This is a genomic window from Candidatus Cybelea sp. (assembly GCA_036489315.1).
GTDB lineage: Bacteria > Vulcanimicrobiota > Vulcanimicrobiia > Vulcanimicrobiales > Vulcanimicrobiaceae > Cybelea.
The window spans coordinates 1-22,284 of the sequence record DASXFZ010000031.1; the positions used below are offsets into that span (position 1 = coordinate 1).

Below are 22,284 nucleotides of genomic sequence, written 5' to 3' on the forward strand. Positions count from 1 at the left end.
GCGTCCCCGAACCCATTGGGTCGCGCGCTCTCGGAGAATCGGCAACGATCCTTCTCATCGCATACTCCCGAACCCGCTCGTGCATTTGATAACGTTGCGATGTCGGGAGGAAGCATTATTTACCTGCGCGGTGTTTTCGGCTTTGACTTATGGTAGCCGTGCCAACCACTCAAATTTTTTATGATGCAATGGCGGGGAGAACAGAATTGCTGGTTCGTGCAATAGTTCGGCTGCGGGCAAACTCGGTGAAGAGCTATCGGAATTGCGGTTTCATCTCGCTTCACACATATGCGTTGTTCGGCGAAATGGACGAGATATGGGTGGGAGCGTGAGACCCGATGGGTGAGGGGCGTGTGAAGGGAGGAGCGGAGGCAGGATGCCGGGAGCGACGACGAGGCGAGCAGCTTTTCCGCAGGACGCGGAAAAGCGAGCGTCCCCGAACCCATCGGGTCTCGCGCTCCCACCCATGCCCGAGCTAAAGCAACGAGGATACGCAGAACTCCATACCTGGTCGAACTTTAGTTTTCTGCAAGGCGGGTCACACCCCGAGGATCTGATCGAACGCGCCTCCGAGACCGGTTTGGACGCGATTGCGTTGACCGATCGCGACGGGCTCTACGGTGCGGTACGGTTCGGCGCGCACGCGCGGCGGCAGCACGTTGCCGCCATCGTCGGCAGCGAGCTGACCTTCGAGGATGGCGCGCATCTCGTGCTCCTGGTCGAGAACGAGCGCGGATACGCGAACCTCTGCCGCTTGATCTCGGCGGCGCAAATGCGTGGAAGCAAAGGCGACGCGCGTTTGCGCGTAGAGGATCTGCAAGAGCGTAACGAAGGGCTGATCGCACTCTCCGGCGGCCCGCTCGGGCGCGTCGAGCGTGCGCTGCGGCAAGAGGGCGTGCGCGCGGCGGCACGCGAGGCCCAGCGGCTCGCGTCGATATTCGAGCGGAGTTTCTATCTCGAGCTCCAACAGCACTTGACGCCGGAAGAGACGCAGCGCAATCTGCAGCTGGTGCGCATCGCGGAGCACTGCCGCTTACCGTACGTCGCGACCAACGCGGTGGTCTATGCAACCGGCGAGGACGCGCTGATCGCCGACGTGCTCTCCTGCGTTCGCGAAGGCGAAACGATGCAGGCGGCGCGAGCCGGCAATCGTCTGCGCCCGAACGCCGAGTTCTATCTCAAGCCGCCCGCCGCGATGCGCCGCCTCTTCGCCGAGTATCCCGAGGCCATCGAGTGCAGCCGTGCAATCGCCTCGCGCTGCGCGTTCCGGCTCGAACGCTTGGCGGGACAATTCCCCCACTTCGAAGTACCGCCGGGAAGTTCGCCGCAGAGCCATCTGCGTAAGCTCGTCTACGAGGGCGCGGCACGCCGCTACGCGATGCCGTTGAGCGACAAGGTCGAACGGCAGCTCGAGTACGAGCTCGGCCTGATCGCCAAGATGAATCTCGCCGGATACTTCCTGATCGTCTGGGATATCGTGCGCGCGGCAGTCGAGCTTGGCGTGCTCTGCCAGGGGCGCGGCTCGGCGGCAAACTCGGCGGTCTGCTATTCGCTGGGCATAACCGCCGTCGATCCGGTCGAGATGAACTTGCTTTTCGAACGCTTCATGTCCGAGGAGCGCCGCGAGATTCCCGATATCGACATCGACTTCGCCCATCAGGACCGGGAGAAGGTCATTCAATACGTCTACGACCGCTACGGCCGCGCGAACGCGGCGATGGTCGCCGAGGTGATTACCTACCGCACGCGCTCGGCGATTCGCGACGTGGGCAAAGCCGTGGGATTATCGCTCGAGCAAGTCGATCTCATCGCGAAAGAATACGACGTGCGCGAGCAGCTGCCCGAAGAGGCCGGGCCGGATCTGCTCTTCACCATCTGCCGCCGCATCGCCAACTTTCCCCGCCACCTGGGGATCCATTCCGGCGGCATGCTGATCACGCGCGATCCGCTCGTCTGCGTCGCGCCGGTCGAATGGGCGACGATGCGCGATCGCACCGTCGTTCAATGGGACAAAGACGATCTCCAAGAACTTGGGCTGATAAAGATCGACCTGCTCGGCTTGGGGATGCTCTCGCTTTTGCGCGAGGCGTTCTCACTCTACGGGCGCTGTCACGCGCGCGGCGATGCGTGCCTGCCGCCTGGCGTGCCGCCCGATCTTGCGCTGCACACGATCCCCGCCGACGACGGGGAGACCTACGCGATGATGCAGCGTGCCGATACGATCGGCGTATTTCAAATCGAGTCGCGAGCCCAGCAATCGATGCTGCCGAGAATGAAGCCGAGCTGCTTCTATGACATCGTCATGCAGGTCGCGATCATTCGCCCCGGGCCGATTCAAGGGCAGATGATCCATCCGTTCCTGCGCCGCCGCTCGGGTCTCGAGCCGGTCACCTATCCGCATCCCAAGCTCGAGCCGGTGCTGAAACGAACCCTCGGCGTGCCGCTCTTTCAAGAGCAGGGGATGCGCTTGGCCATCGAAGCGGCCGGCTTCTCGGGCGGCGAGGCCGACGAGCTGCGCCGCGCGATGGGTCACAAACGCTCGCGCGACCGGATGGAAGCGATGCGCGTGCGGCTCGTCGACGGCATGATCCGCAACGGCATCGATCGCGCCGCCGCCGAGCAGCTTTTTCATATGCTCGAAGGTTTTGCCGATTATGGTTTTCCCGAATCTCACGCGGCGAGCTTCGCCCTGCTGGCCTACGCCTCGGCATACGTCAAGTGCCACCTCCCGGCAATCTTCGCGGCGGCGATTCTCAACGTTCAGCCGATGGGCTTTTACTCGACCGAGGTGCTCGTTAACGACGCGCGCCGGCACGGCGTGACGATCCGCTCGATCGAAGTCAATGCGAGCGAGTACTGGTCGTACGTGGAGCATGAGGGCGCGCTGCGCTTAGGATTCCATCTCGTCCGTGGTCTGGGCGAGGCGCAGCGCCAACGTCTCGAAGGCGCCGTTGCGCGCGGCCCGTTTGCCGGCGTGCTCGAGTTCGCGCAGCGCACGCAGCTCGAACGGGAAGCGTTGGAGAATCTGGCGATTGCCGGCGCTTTTGCGCCGTGGTATCCGGCGCGGCGTGACGCGATGTGGGCGCTGCGTGGTCTCGACGAGCGCGAGGCACGCGGCGAACTCGGCGCGCTAATGGACGTCGACGAGCCCGCGGCTGCCTTGAAGCCGCTGGCCGCAAAGAAACGCACGGCCTTCGACCTATGGTCTACGGGGGTGACGCCCACGGGACAGGCGATGGAGCACTTCCGCGAATTCCTCAACTCACAGCGGGTCACGCTCGCCGCCCGGCTGCCGTCGCTGTCCCGCAACGCACGATGCCGGGTCGGCGGCCTGGTAGTCACTCGCCAGCGGCCGGGCACCGCTAAGGGCTTCGTTTTTCTCACGCTCGAAGATGAGACCGGCGTGGTCAACGTCATCGTCCGGCCGGACGTCTACGACGCGTACCGCCGGCCGATCCGCTCTTCCTCGACCCTCATCGTTGAAGGCACGCTGCAGAAGGAGAGCGGCTGCGTCGACGTGCTCGCCAAGAGAATCTGGAGCTTCGACGACGAAGGCGTCACCAAGCACGTCTCCGTTCACAGCTTTCAATGAAAGGCCGTATGCGCAAGGTGAATACGAACCGGCTCGATGCCGTCACTTGGGCCTCCCCCAAAGGCACGATGGCCGGCGAAGGCATCCAAGTCTCCGAGGCGCTCGGGCGCAAGCGCGACTCTACCGATCTGCTCGAGCGCCATCCGTTCGACGTCGAAATCCTGCGCATCCCGGCCGGCAAGGCGCCGTATCCCTATCATTCGCACAGCGCGCAGTGGGAGTTCTATCACGTGATCTCCGGCAGCGGCACGGTGCGCCACAAAGATGGAACCGAGCGCGTCGAAGCGGGGGATGCCTGCCTTTTTCTCCCAAGAGAGCCGCACCAGTTTTTCAATGACGGTGCCGAGCCGCTGGTGATGTACGTCGTCGCCGACAATCCCATCGGCGAGTCGTCCTACTACCCGGACAGCAACAAATGGGGCGTCGGCATGCCCGAACGGCGCATTCTGCGCTCTGAGGCGATCGACTATTTCGACGGCGAGGAGTGAGAAAGACCGGCGGCCCGCGCTCGTGCTATAAGCGCAACGGAGCGCCGAAGACGTCCTTCGAGACGAAAAAGGCGGCCGAGCGCGCGATCCCAAACACCTCGACCGGGTTGAAACCGTATCGCTGCGAGCAGCACGGCTGGCACCTCGGGCACTGATCGCATGACGCGCCGAATCTACATTCCGCTGGTTCTGACGCTCGTCTTTCTCGCGCTCGTGGCGATCGTGCTGGTCGTCGCCGGGCGCCAGGTCAGCAGGACGATCGAAGAGGCCTTCAGCGGAGCGAGCGACGTCCGCACCGCGCGCTTCTTGGTGGCCCGCACGATCAGCCGGCAACTCGATGAGGAGACCGGCGTCCGAGGCTATGCCGTGGTGCGCCAGCGCACCTTGCTGCAGCCGTACTACGTTGCGCGAGCCGAACTGCCGCGCACGTTCGCGCGGCTTCGGCGAATGCTGACCGATCTCAAGATGCCCACTACCCGCGCCGTGCTCGATGACGCCGCCCAGACGAACCGGCGATGGGTCGCGCAAGTCGCCTACCCGATCATCACCTTCAAGCGCGTCCCCGCCAAGGTCCAGCTGCACGGAAAACGGCTCGTCGATCGCTTCCGCAGCGATTTGGAGGTCGTCGAAAATTCGTTGGCGGCTCGCGCGAATCAGGCGCAACGCCGGGCGCAGCAGGCGATTTACGGCGTTACTCTGTTCGCGATTGGGGCGGTCGCGGCGGTGATCGTTGCTGCTACGCTCTTTACGGTTCAACAGTACCGGCTGGCTGCGCGACTCGAGCGAACTCGAGCGCGGGCGGAAGAGGAGCGCCGGCGCGCCGCTGAAAGTCGTTCGGCGTATGAGGCCGAGAAGCGTATTGCCGATACCCTCCAGGGCGCCTTTACGCAGAACCTCTTGCCGCAGATGGCAAAGGTTCTCTTCAGTGCAACCTATCTGCCCGCTGCCGAGGAGGCGAGGGTCGGCGGCGACTGGTACGACGTTCTCGAGCTCACCGAGCACCGCGTGCTGCTCACGATCGGCGACGTTACCGGGCATGGGATCGATGCGGCGGTCGCGATGAACCGAGCGCGTCACCTTTTGGTCTCCTGTGCACTGGTCGATCCCAATCCCGGGGCCATCCTCGAACGAGCGAACTCCGATCTCTTCAGCCGAGCCTCTCCGCTGATTACCGCCGTCGCCGGCATCGTCGACTCCCGCAATTGCGAGTTCGTCTACGCGACCGCCGGGCATCCGCCGCCCGTCCTCCTGGAACCGGGATGCAAGCCTCGAATGCTTGATTTTGGTTCGCTGCCGCTCGGGGTCATGGGCGATGCCAACTATCGAAGCCATCGCATCGTGAGCGTTCCCGGCGCGATGCTCGTGCTCTATACCGACGGGGCCATCGAGCATTCGCACAACGTCGTGGAAGGCGAGGCCTTGCTGCTGCAGGCGGTAGAAGCGGCCGCCGCTTGGCCCGCGCACAACGCGGCAGCGATGATCTCCGCCTCGATATTTTCAAACCGGAGAATCGTCGACGACGTCGCGATTTTGACGATCCGCTTCGGCGAGGATTCCGGTTCGAGCGTTGGGAGGGTCGCGTGAGCGGCGCGATCGAGACGGTTCGGCTCGGCGGCGAACTCGAGATCAGCCGCAAGCGCGAGATCCGCGATGCGTTTACTCTACCGGAGGGTGCGCGCGCGGTGCTCGTCGACCTCTCCGAGGTGACCTACGCCGATTCGACGGCGCTAACCGAACTGCTTCGTTTTTGCGTTACGGCGCAACGCGATCGGATACCGCTCGCGGTCGTAATACGAACCCGTCAGTTCTCGAGGCTCGTTCAGTACGCGGGGCTCGCTGGGGCGTTTGCGATATTCGAGGATCCCCACGATGCCCTTGCCTACCTGAACGAGCGCATGAATCCGTGAACTCCGCGTCGCAGCTTCGTCTGCGGTGTCCCGCGCAATCGCGTTGCGTTGCGCCGATCCGCCACGCCTTGCGCGCGTTTCTCGAAGCGATCGGCTTGGGTGGCGATTGCGTCGACGACGTTACGACCGCAGCGGGCGAAGCACTGGCCAACGCGGTTGAGCACGCGTACCAAGGGAATGCCGGGCCTGCTTCCTATGTCGAACTGCACGCCCGGATCGCTCGCGGAAAGCTCGCCGTCGACGTCTGCGATCGCGGCTCGTTCATCGAGCGCGAACGGCTTGCCGGCCGAGGATTTGGCCTGCGAATCATTCGCGCGGTCACGCCGCAGATTCGAATCGATACCGCACGCGGGACAAACGTGCGCATGCGCTTTCATCTTCCTGAAAGTTAACGCACGTCATGATCTTGCGTCTCGGGGTACTTCCTGCGAGTTTTGTGGCCAAGCAGCAGATAACGAGCCGCCATAGATCCGATGCGCGGTAGGACGTGACGCGATGCCGGCACCTCGGCGCGCTCGTCGTGCCACTTCTCGCGGCCTGCGGCAGCGGTTCCTTTGCTCCGTCGCAGTCCGGTGCCCGCGCCTTCGTCAACGCCGTCGGGGGTCACGCGGCGAGCGCGAAGATTCGCCACGTCATCGTCATCGTTCAAGAGAACCGCAGCTTGAACAACCTTTTCTACGGCTTTCCCGGGGCCGACACGACGGCGTACGGGTACAACTCGAAGAACGAGAAGATCGAGCTCCAACCCGTCGGGCTCGACACGAAGTGGGATCTCGATCACAGTTCGTATTCGTTCTATGCGGCCTGCAACGGAACGGGGAACTATCCGGGCACGGATTGTCGGATGAACGGCTTCAACAAGGAAGACTATTACTGCGGGCACAACCGCAGCGAGCCGCGCTGCCCGAACCAAAATCCGCCGTACAGTTACGTGCCGCACGACCAAACCAGGCCTTATTTTTTTCTCGGGGACCACTACGTGCTCGCCGACCAGATGTACGCCTCGAACTTCGACGCCAGCAGCTTCATCTCGCACCAGTACATCATTGCCGCTCAATCGGAATCGGCGGTGAACTATCCGTACTATCAGTGGGGCTGCTCCGGCGGCGGCGACGACTATATCCAGACCGTCACCAAGCAGCGCCAGTTCGGTCCGTATATCCCGGTGTGCTGGGACACGACGACGATCGGCGATGAAATGGATGATGCCGGGCTCTCCTGGGCGTTTTATGCTTCCGCGATCGATTCGGACGGCGACCTCTGGAGCGCCTATCAGAACATCAATCACATCTATAACGGTCCCGACTGGCGCAAAGACGTCATTTCGCCGCAGACCAAGTTCTTCGACGACGTCTCGCAAGGAAGGCTGCGGAATTTGAGCTGGATCACCCCGACTTGCGCCAACTCCGACCACGCCGGCTGCGACAGCAAGACCGGTCCCTCGTGGGTGGCCTCGCTCGTCAACGCCGTCGGCAAATCGAAGTATTGGGACTCGTCGGCGATCTTTATTTTCTGGGACGACTACGGCGGCTGGTACGACCCCAAGGCGCCGGCATTTAAAGATTACGACGGGTTGGGGCTGCGGATTCCGCTGCTGATCGTCTCACCGTACGCCAAGGACGGCCACGTTTCTCACGTCCACTACGAACACGGAAGCATCTTGAAGTTCGTCGAGGATAGCTTCGGCCTGGCGCGGTTGGCCGCCAGCGATAAGCGCGCAAGCTCGCCCGAAGAGGACGCTTTCGACTTCAATCAACCGCCCCGCAAGTTCGTGCCCGTTCCGGCGGAGCACGGAATAGAGTACTTCAAGCACCAACCGCTCGATCTTCGGATCCCCGATAGCGAGTGATGGTTGTGTTGCCGGGCAGCCAGAGCCTCGGCGACGGCGGATTCTATAGCGCGTATCAGAACATCACCCTCATCTGCAAACCCGCTCGTGAATTCGAGGCCGTGCCGTCGGTGCACGGGATCGACTACTTCAAACACCGGCCGATCGACCGGCGTCCGGTCGACGGCGAATAAAGAAAAAGGAGAAGGTTGATGCGAATCCCCATCACGATCCGGTTCGCGCCGGCCGCGGCCGTCGCTCTCGCGCTTTGCGCGTGCAGCGGCGGCAGCAGTGGAAGCCCGGCGCTTCCCGGCGTCTCGCTCCAAAATCTCGTGGTCAAGGGCCACCGCGCGCCGTCGAGCGGCAAAATCCAGCACATCGTCATTATCGTTCAAGAAAACCGCAGCTTTAACAATCTCTTCTACGGCTTCCCGGGGGCTCACACCGCCAAGTTCGGTTACGACGAGCACGGAAACAAGATCCAGCTTCAGCCGATCGGCCTGGAGACCACCTGGGATATCGATCACAGCTTCGGCTCGTTCCTACAGGCTTGCAACGGCACGGGAAGCTATCCCGGCACGGGTTGTCGGATGAACGGCTTCGATAACGAGTACGTCGGCTGCGGAGGCAGCTGTCCCAACGCAAATCCCCCCTACAGCTACGTCCCGCAAAGCGAAACGAAGCCCTATTTCTTTCTGGGCAAACACTACGTTCTCGCCGACGAGATGTTCGCGTCCAATGTCGATGCGAGCAGCTTCATCTCGCACCAGTACATCATTGCGGGCCAAGCGAGTTCCGGGGTGAACTATCCCTCGAACGACTGGGGTTGCCCCGGCGTCAAGTACGGGGATCAGATCGGCACGCTGACGCAAGAGCGCCAGTACGGTTCGAACATCCCCATGTGCTGGGATAACCAAACCCTGGGTGACGAGATGGATAACGCCGGGCTCTCGTGGGCCTACTACGCGTCGACGTGGTATGGTGACGGCGGCATCTGGAGCGCCTACCAGAACATCAATCATATCTACAACGGACCCGACTGGAGCAAAGACGTCATCTCGCCGCAGACGAACTTCTTTAACGACGTGCAGAACGGTAAGCTGCGCGCCCTGAGCTGGGTTACGCCGACCTGCGCAAACTCCGATCACGCGGGGTGCGGCGGGAAGACGGGTCCCGCGTGGGTCGCTTCCCTAGTCAATGCGATCGGCCAGTCGCAGTACTGGAATAACACCGCGATCTTCATCTTCTGGGATGACTACGGCGGCTGGTTCGATCCAGAGGCGCCGAAGAAGGTCGACTACGACGGGCTCGGCCTGCGCCTTCCGATGCTGATCGTCTCGGCCTACGCAAAGAAAGGGAAAATCGACCACACGCACTTCGAGCACGGCAGCATCCTGAAGTTCGTCGAAGATACGTTCGGCTTGCCGCGTCTCGCGCGGAGCGACACACGCGCGAACTCCCCGGCTGGTGCTTTCAACTTCAACCAGCCTGCGCGGAAGTTCCAGAAAATACCTTCGGAGCACGACATCAACTGGTTCATGCATCAACCTGCGGACTATCGCGCTCCCGACAGCGACTAAAGAAAGCGTCAATGCCTATTTCAGCCATGCTTCGCCTACTGCCGGTCACGATCGTCGCGTGCGTCCTCGCCGCGTGCGGCGGTCGCGCCGGCCCGGCCGGCCCGACTCTGCCGGCTCTCTCCGAGTCGTCGCTCCAATCGCATCGCGATGCGTCCGGCGGCAAGATCAAGCATATCGTGATCATCATTCAGGAGAACCGAAGCTTCAACAACTTGTTCTACGGATTTCCCGGCGCGCACACCGTGTCATACGGCTACGACACGCACGGGAAGAAGATCGAGCTCGGGCCGATCGGTCTCGAAACGGTGTGGGATATCGATCACAGCTTCGCCGGGTTTCTCGCCGCCTGTGACGGAACGGGCAGCTATCCCGGTACGGGCTGCAAGATGGACGGCTTCAATAACGAGTACGCGGGGTGCGGACATCGCGCCGAACCGAAGTGCCCGCACCCCAATCCGGCCTACAGCTACGTCCCGCACGACGAAACGAAACCGTACTTCTACATGGGGAAAAACTACGTGCTCTCCGACGAGATGTACGCCTCGAACGTCGACGCAAGCAGCTTTATCTCCCACCAGTACATCATCGCGGGCAAGGCCGACTCCGGGATCAACTATCCAACGGGCTGGTGGGGCTGCGTCGGTGAGGGCAGCGATTTCATCACGACGATCACCAAGCAGCGGGAGTACGGGCCGCCGATACCGATCTGCTGGGACGACAAAACGATTGGCGACGAGATGGACAAGGCCGGTCTCTCCTGGGCGTACTACGCCACGCTCTGGTACGGCGACGGCGGTATCTGGAGCGCCTACCAGAACATCAAGCACATCTACTTCGGGCCGGATTGGCAAAAGGACGTGATCTCGCCGCAGACCGATTTCTTCAGCGATGTGAAGCACGGTAAGCTGCGCGCGCTCAGTTGGGTTACGCCGACTTGGGAAAACTCCGATCATGCCGGAGGTGCGAGCAAGACGGGGCCGTCGTGGGTGGCGTCTCTGGTCAATGCGATCGGTGAGTCGAAGTATTGGAACTCGACGGCGATCTTTATTTTTTGGGACGACTACGGCGGATGGTACGATCCGAAGCCGCCGCCGCTTGCCGACTACGACGGGCTCGGGCTGCGCCTTCCGATGCTGATCGTCTCGCCGTACGCAAAGCAAGGAAAGGTCGATCACACTCGATACGAGCACGGAAGCATACTGAAGTTCGTCGAGGATACGTTCCGCTTAGGGCGCCTGGCAGCCAGCGATAGACGCGCGGCCTCACCCCTGGGTGCGTTCGACTTTGCTCAAGCGCCTCGGAAGTTTACCGACATTCCGTCCGAACACGGTATCTACTGGTTCGAACACGTGCAGCCGCCCGACCATCATATCCCCGACGCGGAGTAGACTAAGCTCGCCTCTGAAAAGAACGGGGCCACCTGACGATGGCCGACGAATCGGTAATCGTCCGCCATGGGCGGCGAGACGATGGCTTAAAGGGAGCCCGGACCTGGTGACACGCCGGCCGGCGGGGCAAAGAAGCTCAAGCCGTCGCTAATTGCCGCAAGCTGCTTACCGCTGGCGGCATTAAACTCATCGAGGTAGGCGAGGCCGGGGCTGTAGGTCCCGAGATCGGTGACCCAGAGATCGGTAAAGTTCGGGCCGAAGTTGAGATACTGCGGGATATGAAATCCGCTCAAGGCCAGCTTGCACGATTTCACGCCGCTGCATTTATAGACGCCGTTGGTCGACCCCGAGAAGGTTGCGTAGTAGAGGTTCCCACTGCCGTCGAAGGCGATTCCGTAAGGCGAGCCCGGGGAGATATTGAGATCTTGCCCTTTCCCCTTGCAACCCTTGAACTCGTCGACCCGCGCGCCGGACTTCGCAGCGAAGCTCAGGTAGCAGTTCCCCGCGGGGTCGAAGGCGACGCCCGACGCTTTAGTGATACCGGAGGCGGTGAGCGTAGCGGTTGGCTTCGTGGCGCCTTTCTTGAAGAACGTCGCGTTCTTGACGTTGGCCGCTAGAACTTCGTCTTTATAGACCGCGACGTCGACGGGCGCGTTGGCGCCGTCGGCGAGCTTCTGCATCTGCTTCTGCAAGCCGGCCGAGTAGACGAGGATCGCCTTCGCGTCTTCATCGGCAATGTAGACGAGGCCGTCTGCCCCGGCAACGATACCGGCGGGCTTTTGTAGACCGGCACTCAGCGTTTTCTTGATCTTGCCGTTCTGGTAGACCAGACAACGGAGTTGCGTCTGGTTCTGGCAGGTGTAGACGGTGCCGGTTTTCGCTTTTGGCGCGATCGAATCAGGCGCGGCTGCGCCGGGAGCTGCCACCGGGCTGATTTCGGGCGCTCCGCACGCTGCGAGGCCGGCGAGCGATGCCGCCAGAGCTGCGGTGCGCAGTGCTAAACGTCGCATGTGCATGCGTTTGCGTATTCCGTGGGGATTCGCGGGCGACCTTGGGCACTATTTGGTAACGACTTAACGCTCGCGGGCAACCCGCAGTGGCGCCATCCGCGTTCGGAAACGTCGCCAAGAGATCGTCGAACGCTCGATTCTCCTAGATCGCGGGGGCCGTTCCGAGAGGACAAACTCTAAGCCAGGCCCTTTTTAAAGAGCAATTCGTGGAGGAAAGGGGCGGCTTCGTGGGCGAGAAATGTATGGAGGGAGGTCCTAGTTAACGTCGCCTCTATGCGTGTCTACAGCCATCCGGGCGCCCGCTAGGCTTGCACGACAGGTGCATAGTTTACCAAGCAGATCTATCTTTGGAGGCGATTTCGTACTAGTATATTCGTACTACTTATCAGCCTTCCTTGTGCCAGCTTAGGGCACTGAAAGGGAAAAACAGAGAGATGCGTACGATCTTGCTCGTTATTGTACTCGCAGCCCCGGCGCTGCTTGGCGGCTGCGCCGCCGGCAACCTGCAGGGCAATTCGATGCTCCCGAGTACCGGCCAAGCAATTCAAGTCCACCACGACCTCGACTCCGTTGGCGGCGGTCCTCCCTCCCACGCGTTTGGACGGATCCAGCACGACACGGACTCGGTAGGCGGTGGGCCTCCCAAGAGAGGCGGCATTGCGCAGCCTGGCGACTCGGTTGGCGGCGGTCCGCCTTCGAAGCAAGTGAAACTAAAGAAGATGCATCACAATAGTGATTCAGTGGGTGGCGGCCCTCCGTCTGTTCACTAAGGAAGGCATCCGAGAATAGGTCCTTTGGTCAAAGGTAGTACCACTATATCCTAGAAGTAGGTCGGCCTGGTGGGCAGCCGCCGGGCCGATAGTCTACGCTCTTAACAACTAGATCGGGAAAATGCTGACGAACGCTAGACACAGCTTAAGCTTCGACGGCTTCGAATTCGAGCGGGCTCTGCGCGCCGCCGATTTTGATCGCTGTCGCGAATTGGTTGGCGGACAAAGGACGGCGGACGCGCTATTAGCGTCGGCTCGGCTCGCTATGCGCGAGCGCCGCTACCTCGATGTTATCGGCCTGCTCTCCGATTTCGCCAGTGCCAGCCCATCGGCCCGGATCGAGCGTGACGTAACGCTCGGGGCCGCGATGGGCTACACGCGAGACTTCGTCGCCGGCCGCCGGCTGATCAATCGAGCCATCAACGAGCTTACCGCCGGCGATCCCCTCTACGACGAGGCCTACTATTATAAGTCGGCGATTGCGTGGATGCAGCACGAACACGCCGAGGCGCAAGAGGCCGCCGGCGTTCAACTGAGGTCGACCGATCCCAACAACCGTGCACGCGCACACATCATGCTCTCGTGGGTCGCCTTGCGCCGCGGAGAGGTGCTTCGGCAGGTCGAGGAGTTGCAGAAGGCGCTCAACGAGATCGACGCGGCCGAAGTCCCCGACGAATATTTTCGTGCGAACGCTTTACTGACGCTCGCTTTGCTGTGTCGCGAGCTTCCCATCCAAGATGCGTCGGAACGCGTTCGTCACACCTACGAGGAGCTCGCGTGGACGACGGGCCTTCAGCTCGAACGTTTTCAAGTGACGCGTTTCATGGCGGCGGTCGAAGAACTCGAGGGAAACGAGCTGGCCGCATTCGGCGGTTTCAAGAAAGCCGCCCGCCTCGCTCCGTCCGATCATTGGAGCGTGCTCTGTTTCCTCGATCGCGCGTTGCTGGCAAAGAACACCGGCGAGCGGGCCTTTGCCGCCGAGCAGCTGCAGGAAGCGCACGAGATCGCCCAACGCGTTTCGTGGAACGAGGTCGCCGGTGAAGAGCGCTCGGCGCTGCTCGTTCTCGCGGAACTCTTCGCCTACGAAGACCCCGCCGTGGCGGAGCAATACTTAGCGCGGTTCCGGTCGTTGTCGTCGTCGGTCGTCCCGATCCTTTCGTACGGCACCGACCCTCGCGTCCGCGGCTTTGAGGCCTATTCGCAAGGCATTGCGTGGCTGCATCTTGGCGATAGCGAGGAAGGAAAGAACGCGCTGACCGAAGCCTGGTCGATCTTCGAAGACTTCAACTATGGATGGCGCGCGGCGCTCTGTGCGTTGGGTCTCTACGATGCAACGCGCGACAAGCGCTGGATCGAACGCGCGGCCCAGAAGATCGAGCCGTGGCCTCGCAGCTGGATCGCTCGCCGGATTGGTGAATCGAGTTCGTCGCGGGTGGTGCCGCTCGAGCGCATTCCGTCGGCGAAGCGCGAAGTTCTCGAACTCGTGCGTGTCGGCCGGCGAAACTCCGAGATCGCCCAGACGCTTGGTCGCAGTCCGCATACCGTGCGCAACCAGCTCGCACAGCTGTTCCAGATATTCGACGTGAAGAGCCGCGCGGAGTTGGTGGCGGTGCTCTCCAAGCCGGTCGTTCCGCTCCCGCGCGCCCCGCAACGCCAACGCAAAGGCGGATAAGCCGCCGCGTTTGACCCCCGTCCGCGGGGAATGAACCAGAGATGGTTCGTCCGCGCCCGCTCCACGGCGTCCGCGTCGCGATTCTCGTCGACGACGGATTCGAACAGATCGAGTTGACCTCTCCCCGCGAGGCGCTGCACGCGGCCGGCGCGACGACCTCGCTCGTCTCGCCGCAGACGCAAAACGTCTGCAGCTGGAACGGGGAGGAGAAGGGCGAGTCTTTCCGCGTCGACGTCGCGATCGCCGACGCTAAGCCGACCGAGTTCGACGCACTGCTGATTCCCGGCGGCCTGCGCAGCGCGGACAGCCTCCGAGCCTCCAACAAGGCGGTGCTCTTCGTGCACGCGATGCAGATTGGGCGCAAGCCGGTCGCCGCGATCTGTCACGCGCTGTGGGTTTTGATCGAGACCGACTACGTGCGCGGCCGCAAGGTGACGTCTTGCCCCTCGCTGCGGACCGATCTAACCAATGCGGGCGCCGTCTGGGAAGATCGCGCGGTCGTCACCGACGAGTTGCTGGTGACGAGCCAGGCTCCCGGCGACCTCGCGCAGTTCAACGATGCCGCGATCGCGCTTTTTAGACCGCGCTCGTCAAACGTGCAAAACGCGTCGTAATCGGAACCCGTCGCTGCTGATCCGGAAGGCATGCGCGGAGTTTGTAGGCACGTTCTTCATAACGATCGTCGCGATCGGCGTCGACGTCGATTATTACACGGATACCGGCGTCGACTACGTTTCGCGCTGGCTCGCTCGCGGGTTCATCGCGATCGCGATGATTTACGCGTTCTCGACGCTCTCAGGAGCGCACGTCGATCCTGCCGTTTCGCTGGCCTTCGCGCTGCGCAAGGCGATGCCGCCGCTGCAGATGCTGCTCTACTGGGTCTCGCAGTTCGCCGGCGGGTTCGCGGCGGCCGCGCTCGCATTCGCGCTATGGAAGAAGACGATGCTGCTGGGTGCAAGCCATCCCGGCCCCCGCTACACGCAGCTGGAAGCGGCGCTCGCCGAGGTAATTCTGACGTTCCTTTTGGTCTTGGTGATCTTGGCGACCGCCGAAGAGGAGTCGAAGGTCGGCAAACAGGCCGCGGTCGCCGTCGGGCTGACGGTAGCGGCATGCGGCCTCTTTGCCGGACCGATCAGCGGTGCGTCGATGAATCCCGCGCGCTCGATCCCGGCGCAGCTAATCGGCGGCGCACCGCACCTGGTCTGGATCTACGCCGCCGGCCCCAGCGTCGGCGCGGCGCTGGCTGCAGCCGCCGCGTATCTTTTCTTTCCTCGTCCCAGCGCGGGTGAGCAGCGAGCAGGAAAAGGCAGGGAATAGCGCAGAGCAATCGACCGTGACGAGTCCCGCTCTTCCAACGGGGACGGTCGCGTTCTTGTTTTCGGATATCGAGGGAAGCACGCGGCGCTGGGATGCATACGCAGACGCGATGCGCGACGCATTGCGCCGTCACGACGAGATCATGCGTACGGAGATCGAGCGGCGGCGCGGATACATCTTCAAAACGATCGGCGACGCGTTCTGTGCCGCCTTTTCGAACGTCGAAGACGCGTTGAACGCAGCGGTCGCGGCGCAGCGGCAGCTCGCAGGTCAGGACTTTGCGGCGGTCGATGGCGTTCTCGTTCGCATGGCGATCAACGATGGCGAAGCCGATGAGCGTTCAGGCGATTATTTCGGCACCGCCGTCAATCGCACGGCGCGCCTGCTCTCGGCCGGTCACGGCGGTCAGGTACTGCTTTCGGGGCACTCCGCCGACGCGTTGAACGCACGGCTTCCAGCCGGAATCACGCTGCGTCATCTCGGAACGCTGCCGTTGCGCGATCTGCGAGAGCCCGAACGCGTCTATCAGCCGATTGCCGTAGGCCTGCGCTCCGAGTTCAAGGCGCTGCGCGCGCTGAAGACGCCCCCGAACAACCTCCCACGCCAAAGCACGAGCTTTATCGGCCGCTACGACGACGCGGCTCGCGTCCAAGGGCTGCTCGCTCGCAGCGCGGTCGTCACGATCGTCGGGGCGGGGGGTATCGGCAAAACCCGCCTTGCCTTGGAAGTCGCGGCGAACCGCTTGAACGACGAACGCGACGGCGCCTGGATCGTCGACCTGGCGTCGATCACCGACTCGGGCCTGATCGCGGGCACGATTCTTGCGGGCGTGCACGCCGAACCAAAGCCGGATGAAGAGCCGCTCGACACGCTGCTGACACACCTCGAGAAGCGCGAACTGCTCTTGCTGCTGGACAACAGCGAGCACCTCGTCTCCGAGACTGCGAAGATTGCCGCAAAAATTGTCGCGCGCTGCCCGCAGATAACGATCCTCGCAACGAGCCGCGCCCCGCTGGACATCTCCGGCGAGCGCGTCTACCGCTTGGCTCCGCTCGAACTTGCCTCGGCGATGCAGCTCTTCGTCGACCGCGCGCAGGCCGCCGATCCCGACTTTACCGGCGCGACCTGCGCGGCGGCGATCGAACAGATCTGCACGAACCTCGACGGCATCGCGCTGGCGATCGAGCTCGCCGCGGCGCGCGTTCGGGCGATGCCCGTAGAGGCCCTGGCCGCGCACCTTGAGCCGCGTCTGCTCGTGGGCGGGCGAGACCGTCGTCCGCATCAGCAGACGATGCGCGCACTCATCGACTGGAGCTACGATCTGCTCGACGACGACGAGCGGCGTGCGCTGCGTCATTGCGCGGTCTTCCTGCGCGGCTTTACCCTGGAAGTTGCCGACGACGTGTGCGGCAGCGGAAGCGATGACTGGCGCGTCCTAGATCTGCTGGCGTCGCTGGTCGACAAGTCGCTCGTGGTCTCCGAAGGCCGAGGGCGCGATCAGCGCTACCGCTTGCTGGAGCCGATTCGCGAGTACGCAAGGCGGCGGCTGACCGAGGCGGGCGAGGCCCCCGACGCCCAGCGCCGGCACTCCAACGCCTTCGCGAGGCTGGCGCACGCTGCGTACGAGGAATGGGACACGGCGCCGTCGCCCGATTGGCTCTCGCGCGTGGAGCACGATCTATTGAACTTTCGGGTTGCCATTCGCTGGCCGCTCGATGAGGGCAACGATGTTAATCTTGCTGCGCAGCTTGCCGCCGACACGAGCCCGATCTTTTTACGCCTCTCGCTGCTGGGCGAAGCGATCGGATGGTGCGAGCAAATTCTCGAGCAACGTCCCGCGCTGCCGGCCGGCGTCGAAGCGCGGCTGCGCTACGGACTCTCCATGCTCTACAACAATCAAGGAGCGAGTGCGAGTGCCTTCGACCAAGCGCTGCGCGCCGTCGACTTGTACCGCGAAGCCGGCGAAGCGCGCGGGCGGGCTCGCGCACTCGCCCAAATCGCCCACCGCTACGCAACGCAAGAGCGCTACGACGAAGCACGCGGCGCGGCGGAGGAGGCACTGCAGCTCGCTCGGGAGCTCGGCGATCGCGGCTTGCTGGCCGACGCGTTACGGCGCGGTGCGCCGGCCTTCGCCGTCAGCGATCCCGAGCGGATGCGGCGGCTCCACGCCGAGAGCGTCGAGCTCTTTCGTTCGCTTGGCCGCGACGACGACACCGCGCGGGCGCTGACGTGGTGGGGTCAGTCGGAAGCGGAGATCGGGGAATACCGCTCGGCTGCCCAGCGCCTCACGGAGGCAAAGGCGCTCGCCGGGGAGGATCTCGAGATCGTCATCGCCGTCGACATCGTCGCGTACTATCTGGTGCTTGGCGATCGCGAAAACGCGACGCCGGTAGCCCGTGAGGCACTGTACCTCGCCGCGAAGACGCGCCATCCGATTCACACGCCGTTTGCGATTACCTATATTGCCGTGCTCGGACGGGAGCACGACGCCATGGAAGCCGCGAGGCTCGCCGGCTTCGCGGAGAGTCGTCTCGCGTCGATGGCCTGGCAGCGCGTCGTGTCGGATCGTGAGATCGCGCAAGGCCTCGTCGACGAGCTCGCAAACCTGCTAGGGGAAGAGCGGCTCGCGCAGTTGCTTGCCGAGGGCGCGACGCTAACCGAAGAAGAGGCCGTCGCTCGCGCGACGGCACTCTCATCATCGCTCTGAACGGCCCAGCGTCAGCAAGGCCTCAAGCCGGCGGCGCCGCGGATATCGTTATTCTCGTTATAGAAGCACTGTTGCTTAAGCGAAAACGTGCCGTGCTCGCCGCTGCAGCCGTTCACCGCCTGGTACTGCCCCCGTAACCGATTGTTCGAGCCAGAATACCTGGCGTGAAAGGAGAACGAACATGCGGTGCTCGCGATCGTCGCGACGAAGACGCCCTCCATCCCATGGGCGGTGTTCTGCGCCGACGCGGCGTTGGAATACGAAGCGGTGCCGAAGCTGAACGCAAAATAGCCACCGAGGTTCTCTCCTAGGCCGGCGAAGTTGGCTGATGCGCTTCCCGTCCCGGTGACGCTGTCGGTCACGGAGCCGGCGTATTGGCCGGTGAGATTCCGGTTGCCGTTATTGAACAGGTTGACGTTGACGGGAACGGCCGGCGCCGGTCCCGCGCTCAATGCGAAGATGCCGAATGCGAAAAGTGCTGCGGTGTAAAGACGTAAATATTTCATCACACGCTCCTCTGTAAAGCTAACGCGCGCGCGAGCGCGTCCCGAAAGGCTTACCGCAATTTGTCTGCGAAGGCCTCTTTTCGCAGTCACTTCAACGGAGCAAAGGAGCAGTGGAGCATGCAAATTGAACGGCGCGCGTCGATAGCGGTCGTCCTCATTGCTGCGCTTGTATTGCCGTTCGCGCAGGCGGCCATGGCTGGAACAACCGGGACGATTACCGGTACGGTATCCGACGCGAGTACGCGTGCGCCGATCGCCGGCGCGCAAGTCACGGCCTCAAGTCCCTCGCAGGTCGCCCACGTGACGACCGATGCGTCGGGGCGCTTCACCTTCCTTTCTCTCGCGCCCGACACGTACGCGATCTCCGCCGAGCACGGCGGCTACGAAACCAACGTGCTCACCGGCATCTCGGTTTTCGCCGATCAAAGCCAGACGCTGACGCTTCGTATGGAAAAAAGCATCAGAGAGATCGCCCGTGTAAGCTCGAGATCTTCGCTGAGCCCCGTCCGTTCGGGAACCGGAACCGATGTTTATTCGGTCAATCCCGGGCTGACCGCGGCGGCGGCGCCGCTCGGCGGCGGGGGCGGTCTCAACAATGCCTACTCGGCCATCGCCGCGATGCCCGGCGCCTACGTTCCGCCCAATCAGGTCGGCGTCAATCAGAGCGTCTACATCCGCGGCGGCTACTACGACCAGATCGGCTTCGAGTATGACGGCGTGCCGATCAATCGCTCATTCGACAACTACCCGGGAAATGCCGAGAGCACGCTCGGCCAGCAAGAGCTCCAGATTTACACCGGCGGCGGCGAGGCCGACGCGAACGCGACCGGCTTGGGCGGCTTCGTCAATCAGGTCATCAAGACCGGAACCTATCCGGGCTATGCCGTCGGCAGCCTGGGAGTCGGAACGCCAACCTTCTATCACGACGCGCGCGTCGAAGCCGGCGGCTCGACGCCCGACCGGCTCTTCTCGTACTACGTCGGGATCAGCGGCACCAATCAAGACTTCCGGTACTTCGATCAGTACAACGGCGCGAGTCTCTCCGACACGATCCCCTACGGATACTACCCATCGTTCATCACGACGAACTTACACTTTTTTCCCGCGATGTACCCGGACTGCAGGAACAACTTTACCTATAGCAACCCGGTGAAAAATATCGTTACGGATGACCCGGGCTGCTTCGGTTCCTATCCGGCCAACTATGGGCAGCCGGCCTCGATCAATAACCGCGAGGTCGTCGCCAACTTCCACGTCGGCGTGCCGCACCGGCACGACTCCGGGCGCGACGATATTCAGATGCTCTACATGTCGTCGGCAAATTTTCAGCAGGACTACTCGAGCCTCGACGACGCGGGACCGCTGGCCCTGGGCATCGTCAACTCCGGCCTGCAAGGAAAGCATCCCGACTTCTACGCCGGTTACACCAATCAGTGGCCGGATTTCTACACGTACCCGGGCAACACGCCGTGGCTTGCGCCGGCGTCCACCGCGCCGATTGCCTACTACTACCCGGGCTCTCCGAGCGGCCGCTGCGCGAACGTGACCGGCGTCCCTAATGCGTGCCCGGTCAACGCCGCCGGCTATCAGGAGACGGTGCAGATTCCCGCCGACTACCGCGACGGCCGCTGGGACACCGCCAACATCATCAAGCTGCAGTACCAAAAGAACATCGGTTCGAACGCGTACGTCCGGCTCTTCGGCTACACGTTCTACTCCAACACGAACCGCGCGACGGCGAACGGGTGGGGCAACAACTACTCGTTGGGCGTCACGAACTACCAGTACGAGGTCGACTCGCACACCGGCGGCCTGGAGATGCAGTTCGCCGACCAGCTCTCGAGCGCACACCTCCTGCAGGGGATGGTTTCGTACCTAACGTCCGACACGCTGCGCTACTACAACCACAACTACGACAACACCGGCAGCCAGCAGGTCAGCAGCTTCACCAACGGCAGCGAGTGCTTCGCGACCTATAACAGCGCCCGCTATCACGTCGGCGATCCCGCACCCTGCAACAAATTTGTCTCGCAGGGGCAGTTCGAGAGCCCGTACGGCGGCTTCGGCGTGCAGAATCCCTGCGCCGACTCGCAATTGAAGGCGAGCTCACCGGCATGCCAGGCCGGCGCGCAGATGCTGCTGACTTACCTGGGGAACGATGCCGACATCAACTCGGTCACGCCGAAACTGACCTCGGCGTCGCTGAGCGATCAGTGGCGCCCCAACGACGCGTGGAACATCAACGCCAGCGTGCGCTTCGAGAACGACGCTTACGACCTCGCCGACACCAACAACCCGGGGACGAACTTCTGGTTCAACGCCGCGCAGCACGAGTTTTGTGTCAACCCGGTGACGCGTCAGCCGATCTTCGAGCCGCAGCCGCCGCAGAGCATCTACTTCTATACGCCGCTCGTCACGTTCCACTGCCCGATCGACCGTTCGACCGGAACGCCGGTGCAGACGGTGCACCCCAACGGAACCGACGGCATTCTGCTGACCAACGCCTACCCGCCGACGTATAGCCAGACCTACTACGAACCGCGCGTGTCGGCAACGTACACCGTGAATCCGGACACCGTATTGCGAGCTTCGGCCGGCCGCTATGCGCAGCAGCCGCAGAACTACGAGATTCAGTACAACACCGCGCAGCCTAACCTGGCGTCGACCCTGCTGGGCTTCATTCCCTTCGGCTACAGCTCCCCGCTGCACGACGCCCAGGCGCAGTTCTCCGACAACTACGATTTCTCGCTCGAGCACCATTTCAAGGGCACCGACGTCGCGATGAAGGTCACGCCGTACTACCGCTGGGGAACCAACCAGCTTTACGAGACGGTAGACCTTCCGAGCCTTGGCGTTTCGCCGTCGTTCAATGCCGGGACGCTTCGGGTCGATGGCGTTGAATTCGAACTCACCAAGGGCGATTTCAGCCGCAACGGCTTCTCCGGCGTTTTCTCGTACACGTACACGAATGCGCTTGAAAAATGGAGCAACTATATGAACAGTACGGTCGGCCCCGTCGATCAGTACAATCAGGACATCGAGGAGTTCAACGCGCTCACCGAGTCCGGCGGCGGCGCGCCGTGTTACAAAAATACGGCCGATGGCAAGCCGGACTTCAAATGCGGCGCATCGGCGATCCGCAACCCCTACTACAACATGTCGCCCGAGTCGATATTGGGAACGCAGGGCTGGTATGCGCCTGGACTCGACTTTCCGTACCTGTCGCCGAACACGTTCTCGCTGGTACTGAACTACCGGCACAACAAGTGGGCGATCACCCCGGCGCTGCAGCTCGCCGAGGGCACGACATACGGCACGCCCGCCGACGTCGTCGGACTCGACCCGCGGAGCTGCAGCGCCAACCAGAGCAGCATCGGTATAAAATCGGGCAATCCGCTCAATCCCGATTACACGTCGTGCGGGCACGCTCTAACCAGCGACGGATCGGATCCGGGAACGCTGTACATCCCCAATCCGCAGACCGGCACGTTCGATACGTTCGGGCAGTTTCGCCAGCCG

At 62.7% G+C, this 22,284-nt stretch carries 17 protein-coding genes; 15 read left to right on the forward strand and 2 right to left on the reverse strand.

Annotated features, from left to right (window positions below):
* Positions 1-466 precede the first annotated feature (466 nt).
* From VGG51_07680 to VGG51_07725, 10 genes are all read left to right on the forward strand, one after another.
* Positions 467-3,592, forward strand: a complete 3,126-nt coding sequence (locus VGG51_07680) for an error-prone DNA polymerase (protein ID HEY1882903.1) — start codon at positions 467-469, stop codon at positions 3,590-3,592.
* 8 nt (positions 3,593-3,600) lie between these two features.
* The gene (locus VGG51_07685; protein ID HEY1882904.1) at positions 3,601-4,080 is read left to right on the forward strand and encodes a cupin domain-containing protein; all 480 of its coding nucleotides are present in this window, start codon (positions 3,601-3,603) and stop codon (positions 4,078-4,080) included.
* Positions 4,077-4,235 (forward strand): hypothetical protein, encoded by a 159-nt coding sequence (locus VGG51_07690; protein HEY1882905.1) that lies wholly within the window; start codon positions 4,077-4,079, stop codon positions 4,233-4,235. The genes VGG51_07685 and VGG51_07690 overlap by 4 nt, the downstream gene beginning before the upstream one ends.
* 4 nt (positions 4,236-4,239) lie before the next feature.
* Positions 4,240-5,664 carry a SpoIIE family protein phosphatase gene (locus VGG51_07695; GenBank protein HEY1882906.1) on the forward strand — a complete coding sequence of 475 codons (1,425 nt, stop codon included), beginning with the start codon at positions 4,240-4,242 and terminating at the stop codon, positions 5,662-5,664.
* Entirely contained in the window at positions 5,661-5,987 is a 327-nt protein-coding gene (locus tag VGG51_07700) for an STAS domain-containing protein (GenBank protein ID HEY1882907.1), read from the forward strand. The genes VGG51_07695 and VGG51_07700 overlap by 4 nt, the downstream gene beginning before the upstream one ends.
* Positions 5,984-6,379 (forward strand): ATP-binding protein, encoded by a 396-nt coding sequence (locus VGG51_07705; GenBank protein ID HEY1882908.1) that lies wholly within the window; start codon positions 5,984-5,986, stop codon positions 6,377-6,379. The genes VGG51_07700 and VGG51_07705 overlap by 4 nt, the downstream gene beginning before the upstream one ends.
* A 128-nt stretch (positions 6,380-6,507) precedes the next feature.
* Positions 6,508-7,836 carry an alkaline phosphatase family protein gene (locus VGG51_07710; protein HEY1882909.1) on the forward strand — a complete coding sequence of 443 codons (1,329 nt, stop codon included), beginning with the start codon at positions 6,508-6,510 and terminating at the stop codon, positions 7,834-7,836.
* On the forward strand, positions 7,833-8,009 hold the full coding sequence (locus tag VGG51_07715; protein ID HEY1882910.1) for a hypothetical protein: 177 nt from the start codon (positions 7,833-7,835) through the stop codon (positions 8,007-8,009). The genes VGG51_07710 and VGG51_07715 overlap by 4 nt, the downstream gene beginning before the upstream one ends.
* Positions 8,010-8,027: 18 nt before the next feature.
* On the forward strand, positions 8,028-9,395 hold the full coding sequence (locus tag VGG51_07720; GenBank protein HEY1882911.1) for an alkaline phosphatase family protein: 1,368 nt from the start codon (positions 8,028-8,030) through the stop codon (positions 9,393-9,395).
* Positions 9,396-9,406: 11 nt separating this feature from the next.
* A complete protein-coding gene (locus tag VGG51_07725) occupies positions 9,407-10,783 on the forward strand; it encodes an alkaline phosphatase family protein (protein ID HEY1882912.1) in 1,377 nt (458 codons plus the stop codon).
* A gap of 86 nt (positions 10,784-10,869) precedes the next feature.
* On the opposite strand, the gene VGG51_07730 is transcribed toward VGG51_07725, so the two are convergent.
* On the reverse strand, positions 10,870-11,793 hold the full coding sequence (locus VGG51_07730; GenBank protein ID HEY1882913.1) for a hypothetical protein: 924 nt from the start codon (positions 11,791-11,793) through the stop codon (positions 10,870-10,872).
* Positions 11,794-12,828: 1,035 nt separating this feature from the next.
* Between VGG51_07730 and VGG51_07735 the strand changes: the two genes are divergently transcribed.
* The 4 genes from VGG51_07735 to VGG51_07750 are packed head-to-tail and all read left to right on the forward strand — an operon-like array spanning position 12,829 to position 18,259.
* On the forward strand, positions 12,829-14,235 hold the full coding sequence (locus tag VGG51_07735) for a helix-turn-helix transcriptional regulator (GenBank protein ID HEY1882914.1): 1,407 nt from the start codon (positions 12,829-12,831) through the stop codon (positions 14,233-14,235).
* A 41-nt stretch (positions 14,236-14,276) separates the two neighbouring features.
* Complete coding sequence (locus VGG51_07740) at positions 14,277-14,849, forward strand: type 1 glutamine amidotransferase domain-containing protein (protein ID HEY1882915.1); 573 nt, start codon at positions 14,277-14,279, stop codon at positions 14,847-14,849.
* Positions 14,794-15,552, forward strand: coding sequence for an aquaporin (locus tag VGG51_07745; GenBank protein HEY1882916.1), 759 nt, complete (start codon positions 14,794-14,796; stop codon positions 15,550-15,552). The genes VGG51_07740 and VGG51_07745 overlap by 56 nt, the downstream gene beginning before the upstream one ends.
* A gap of 16 nt (positions 15,553-15,568) precedes the next feature.
* Positions 15,569-18,259, forward strand: a complete 2,691-nt coding sequence (locus VGG51_07750; protein HEY1882917.1) for an adenylate/guanylate cyclase domain-containing protein — start codon at positions 15,569-15,571, stop codon at positions 18,257-18,259.
* An 11-nt stretch (positions 18,260-18,270) separates the two neighbouring features.
* Here VGG51_07750 and VGG51_07755 read toward each other — a convergent pair whose 3' ends face one another.
* Positions 18,271-18,768: a hypothetical protein gene (locus VGG51_07755; protein HEY1882918.1), complete on the reverse strand. Its 498-nt coding sequence runs from the start codon at positions 18,766-18,768 to the stop codon at positions 18,271-18,273.
* A gap of 114 nt (positions 18,769-18,882) precedes the next feature.
* Here VGG51_07755 and VGG51_07760 point away from each other — a divergent pair.
* On the forward strand, positions 18,883-22,284 hold a 3,402-nt coding region (locus VGG51_07760; GenBank protein ID HEY1882919.1), incomplete at its 3' end, for a TonB-dependent receptor.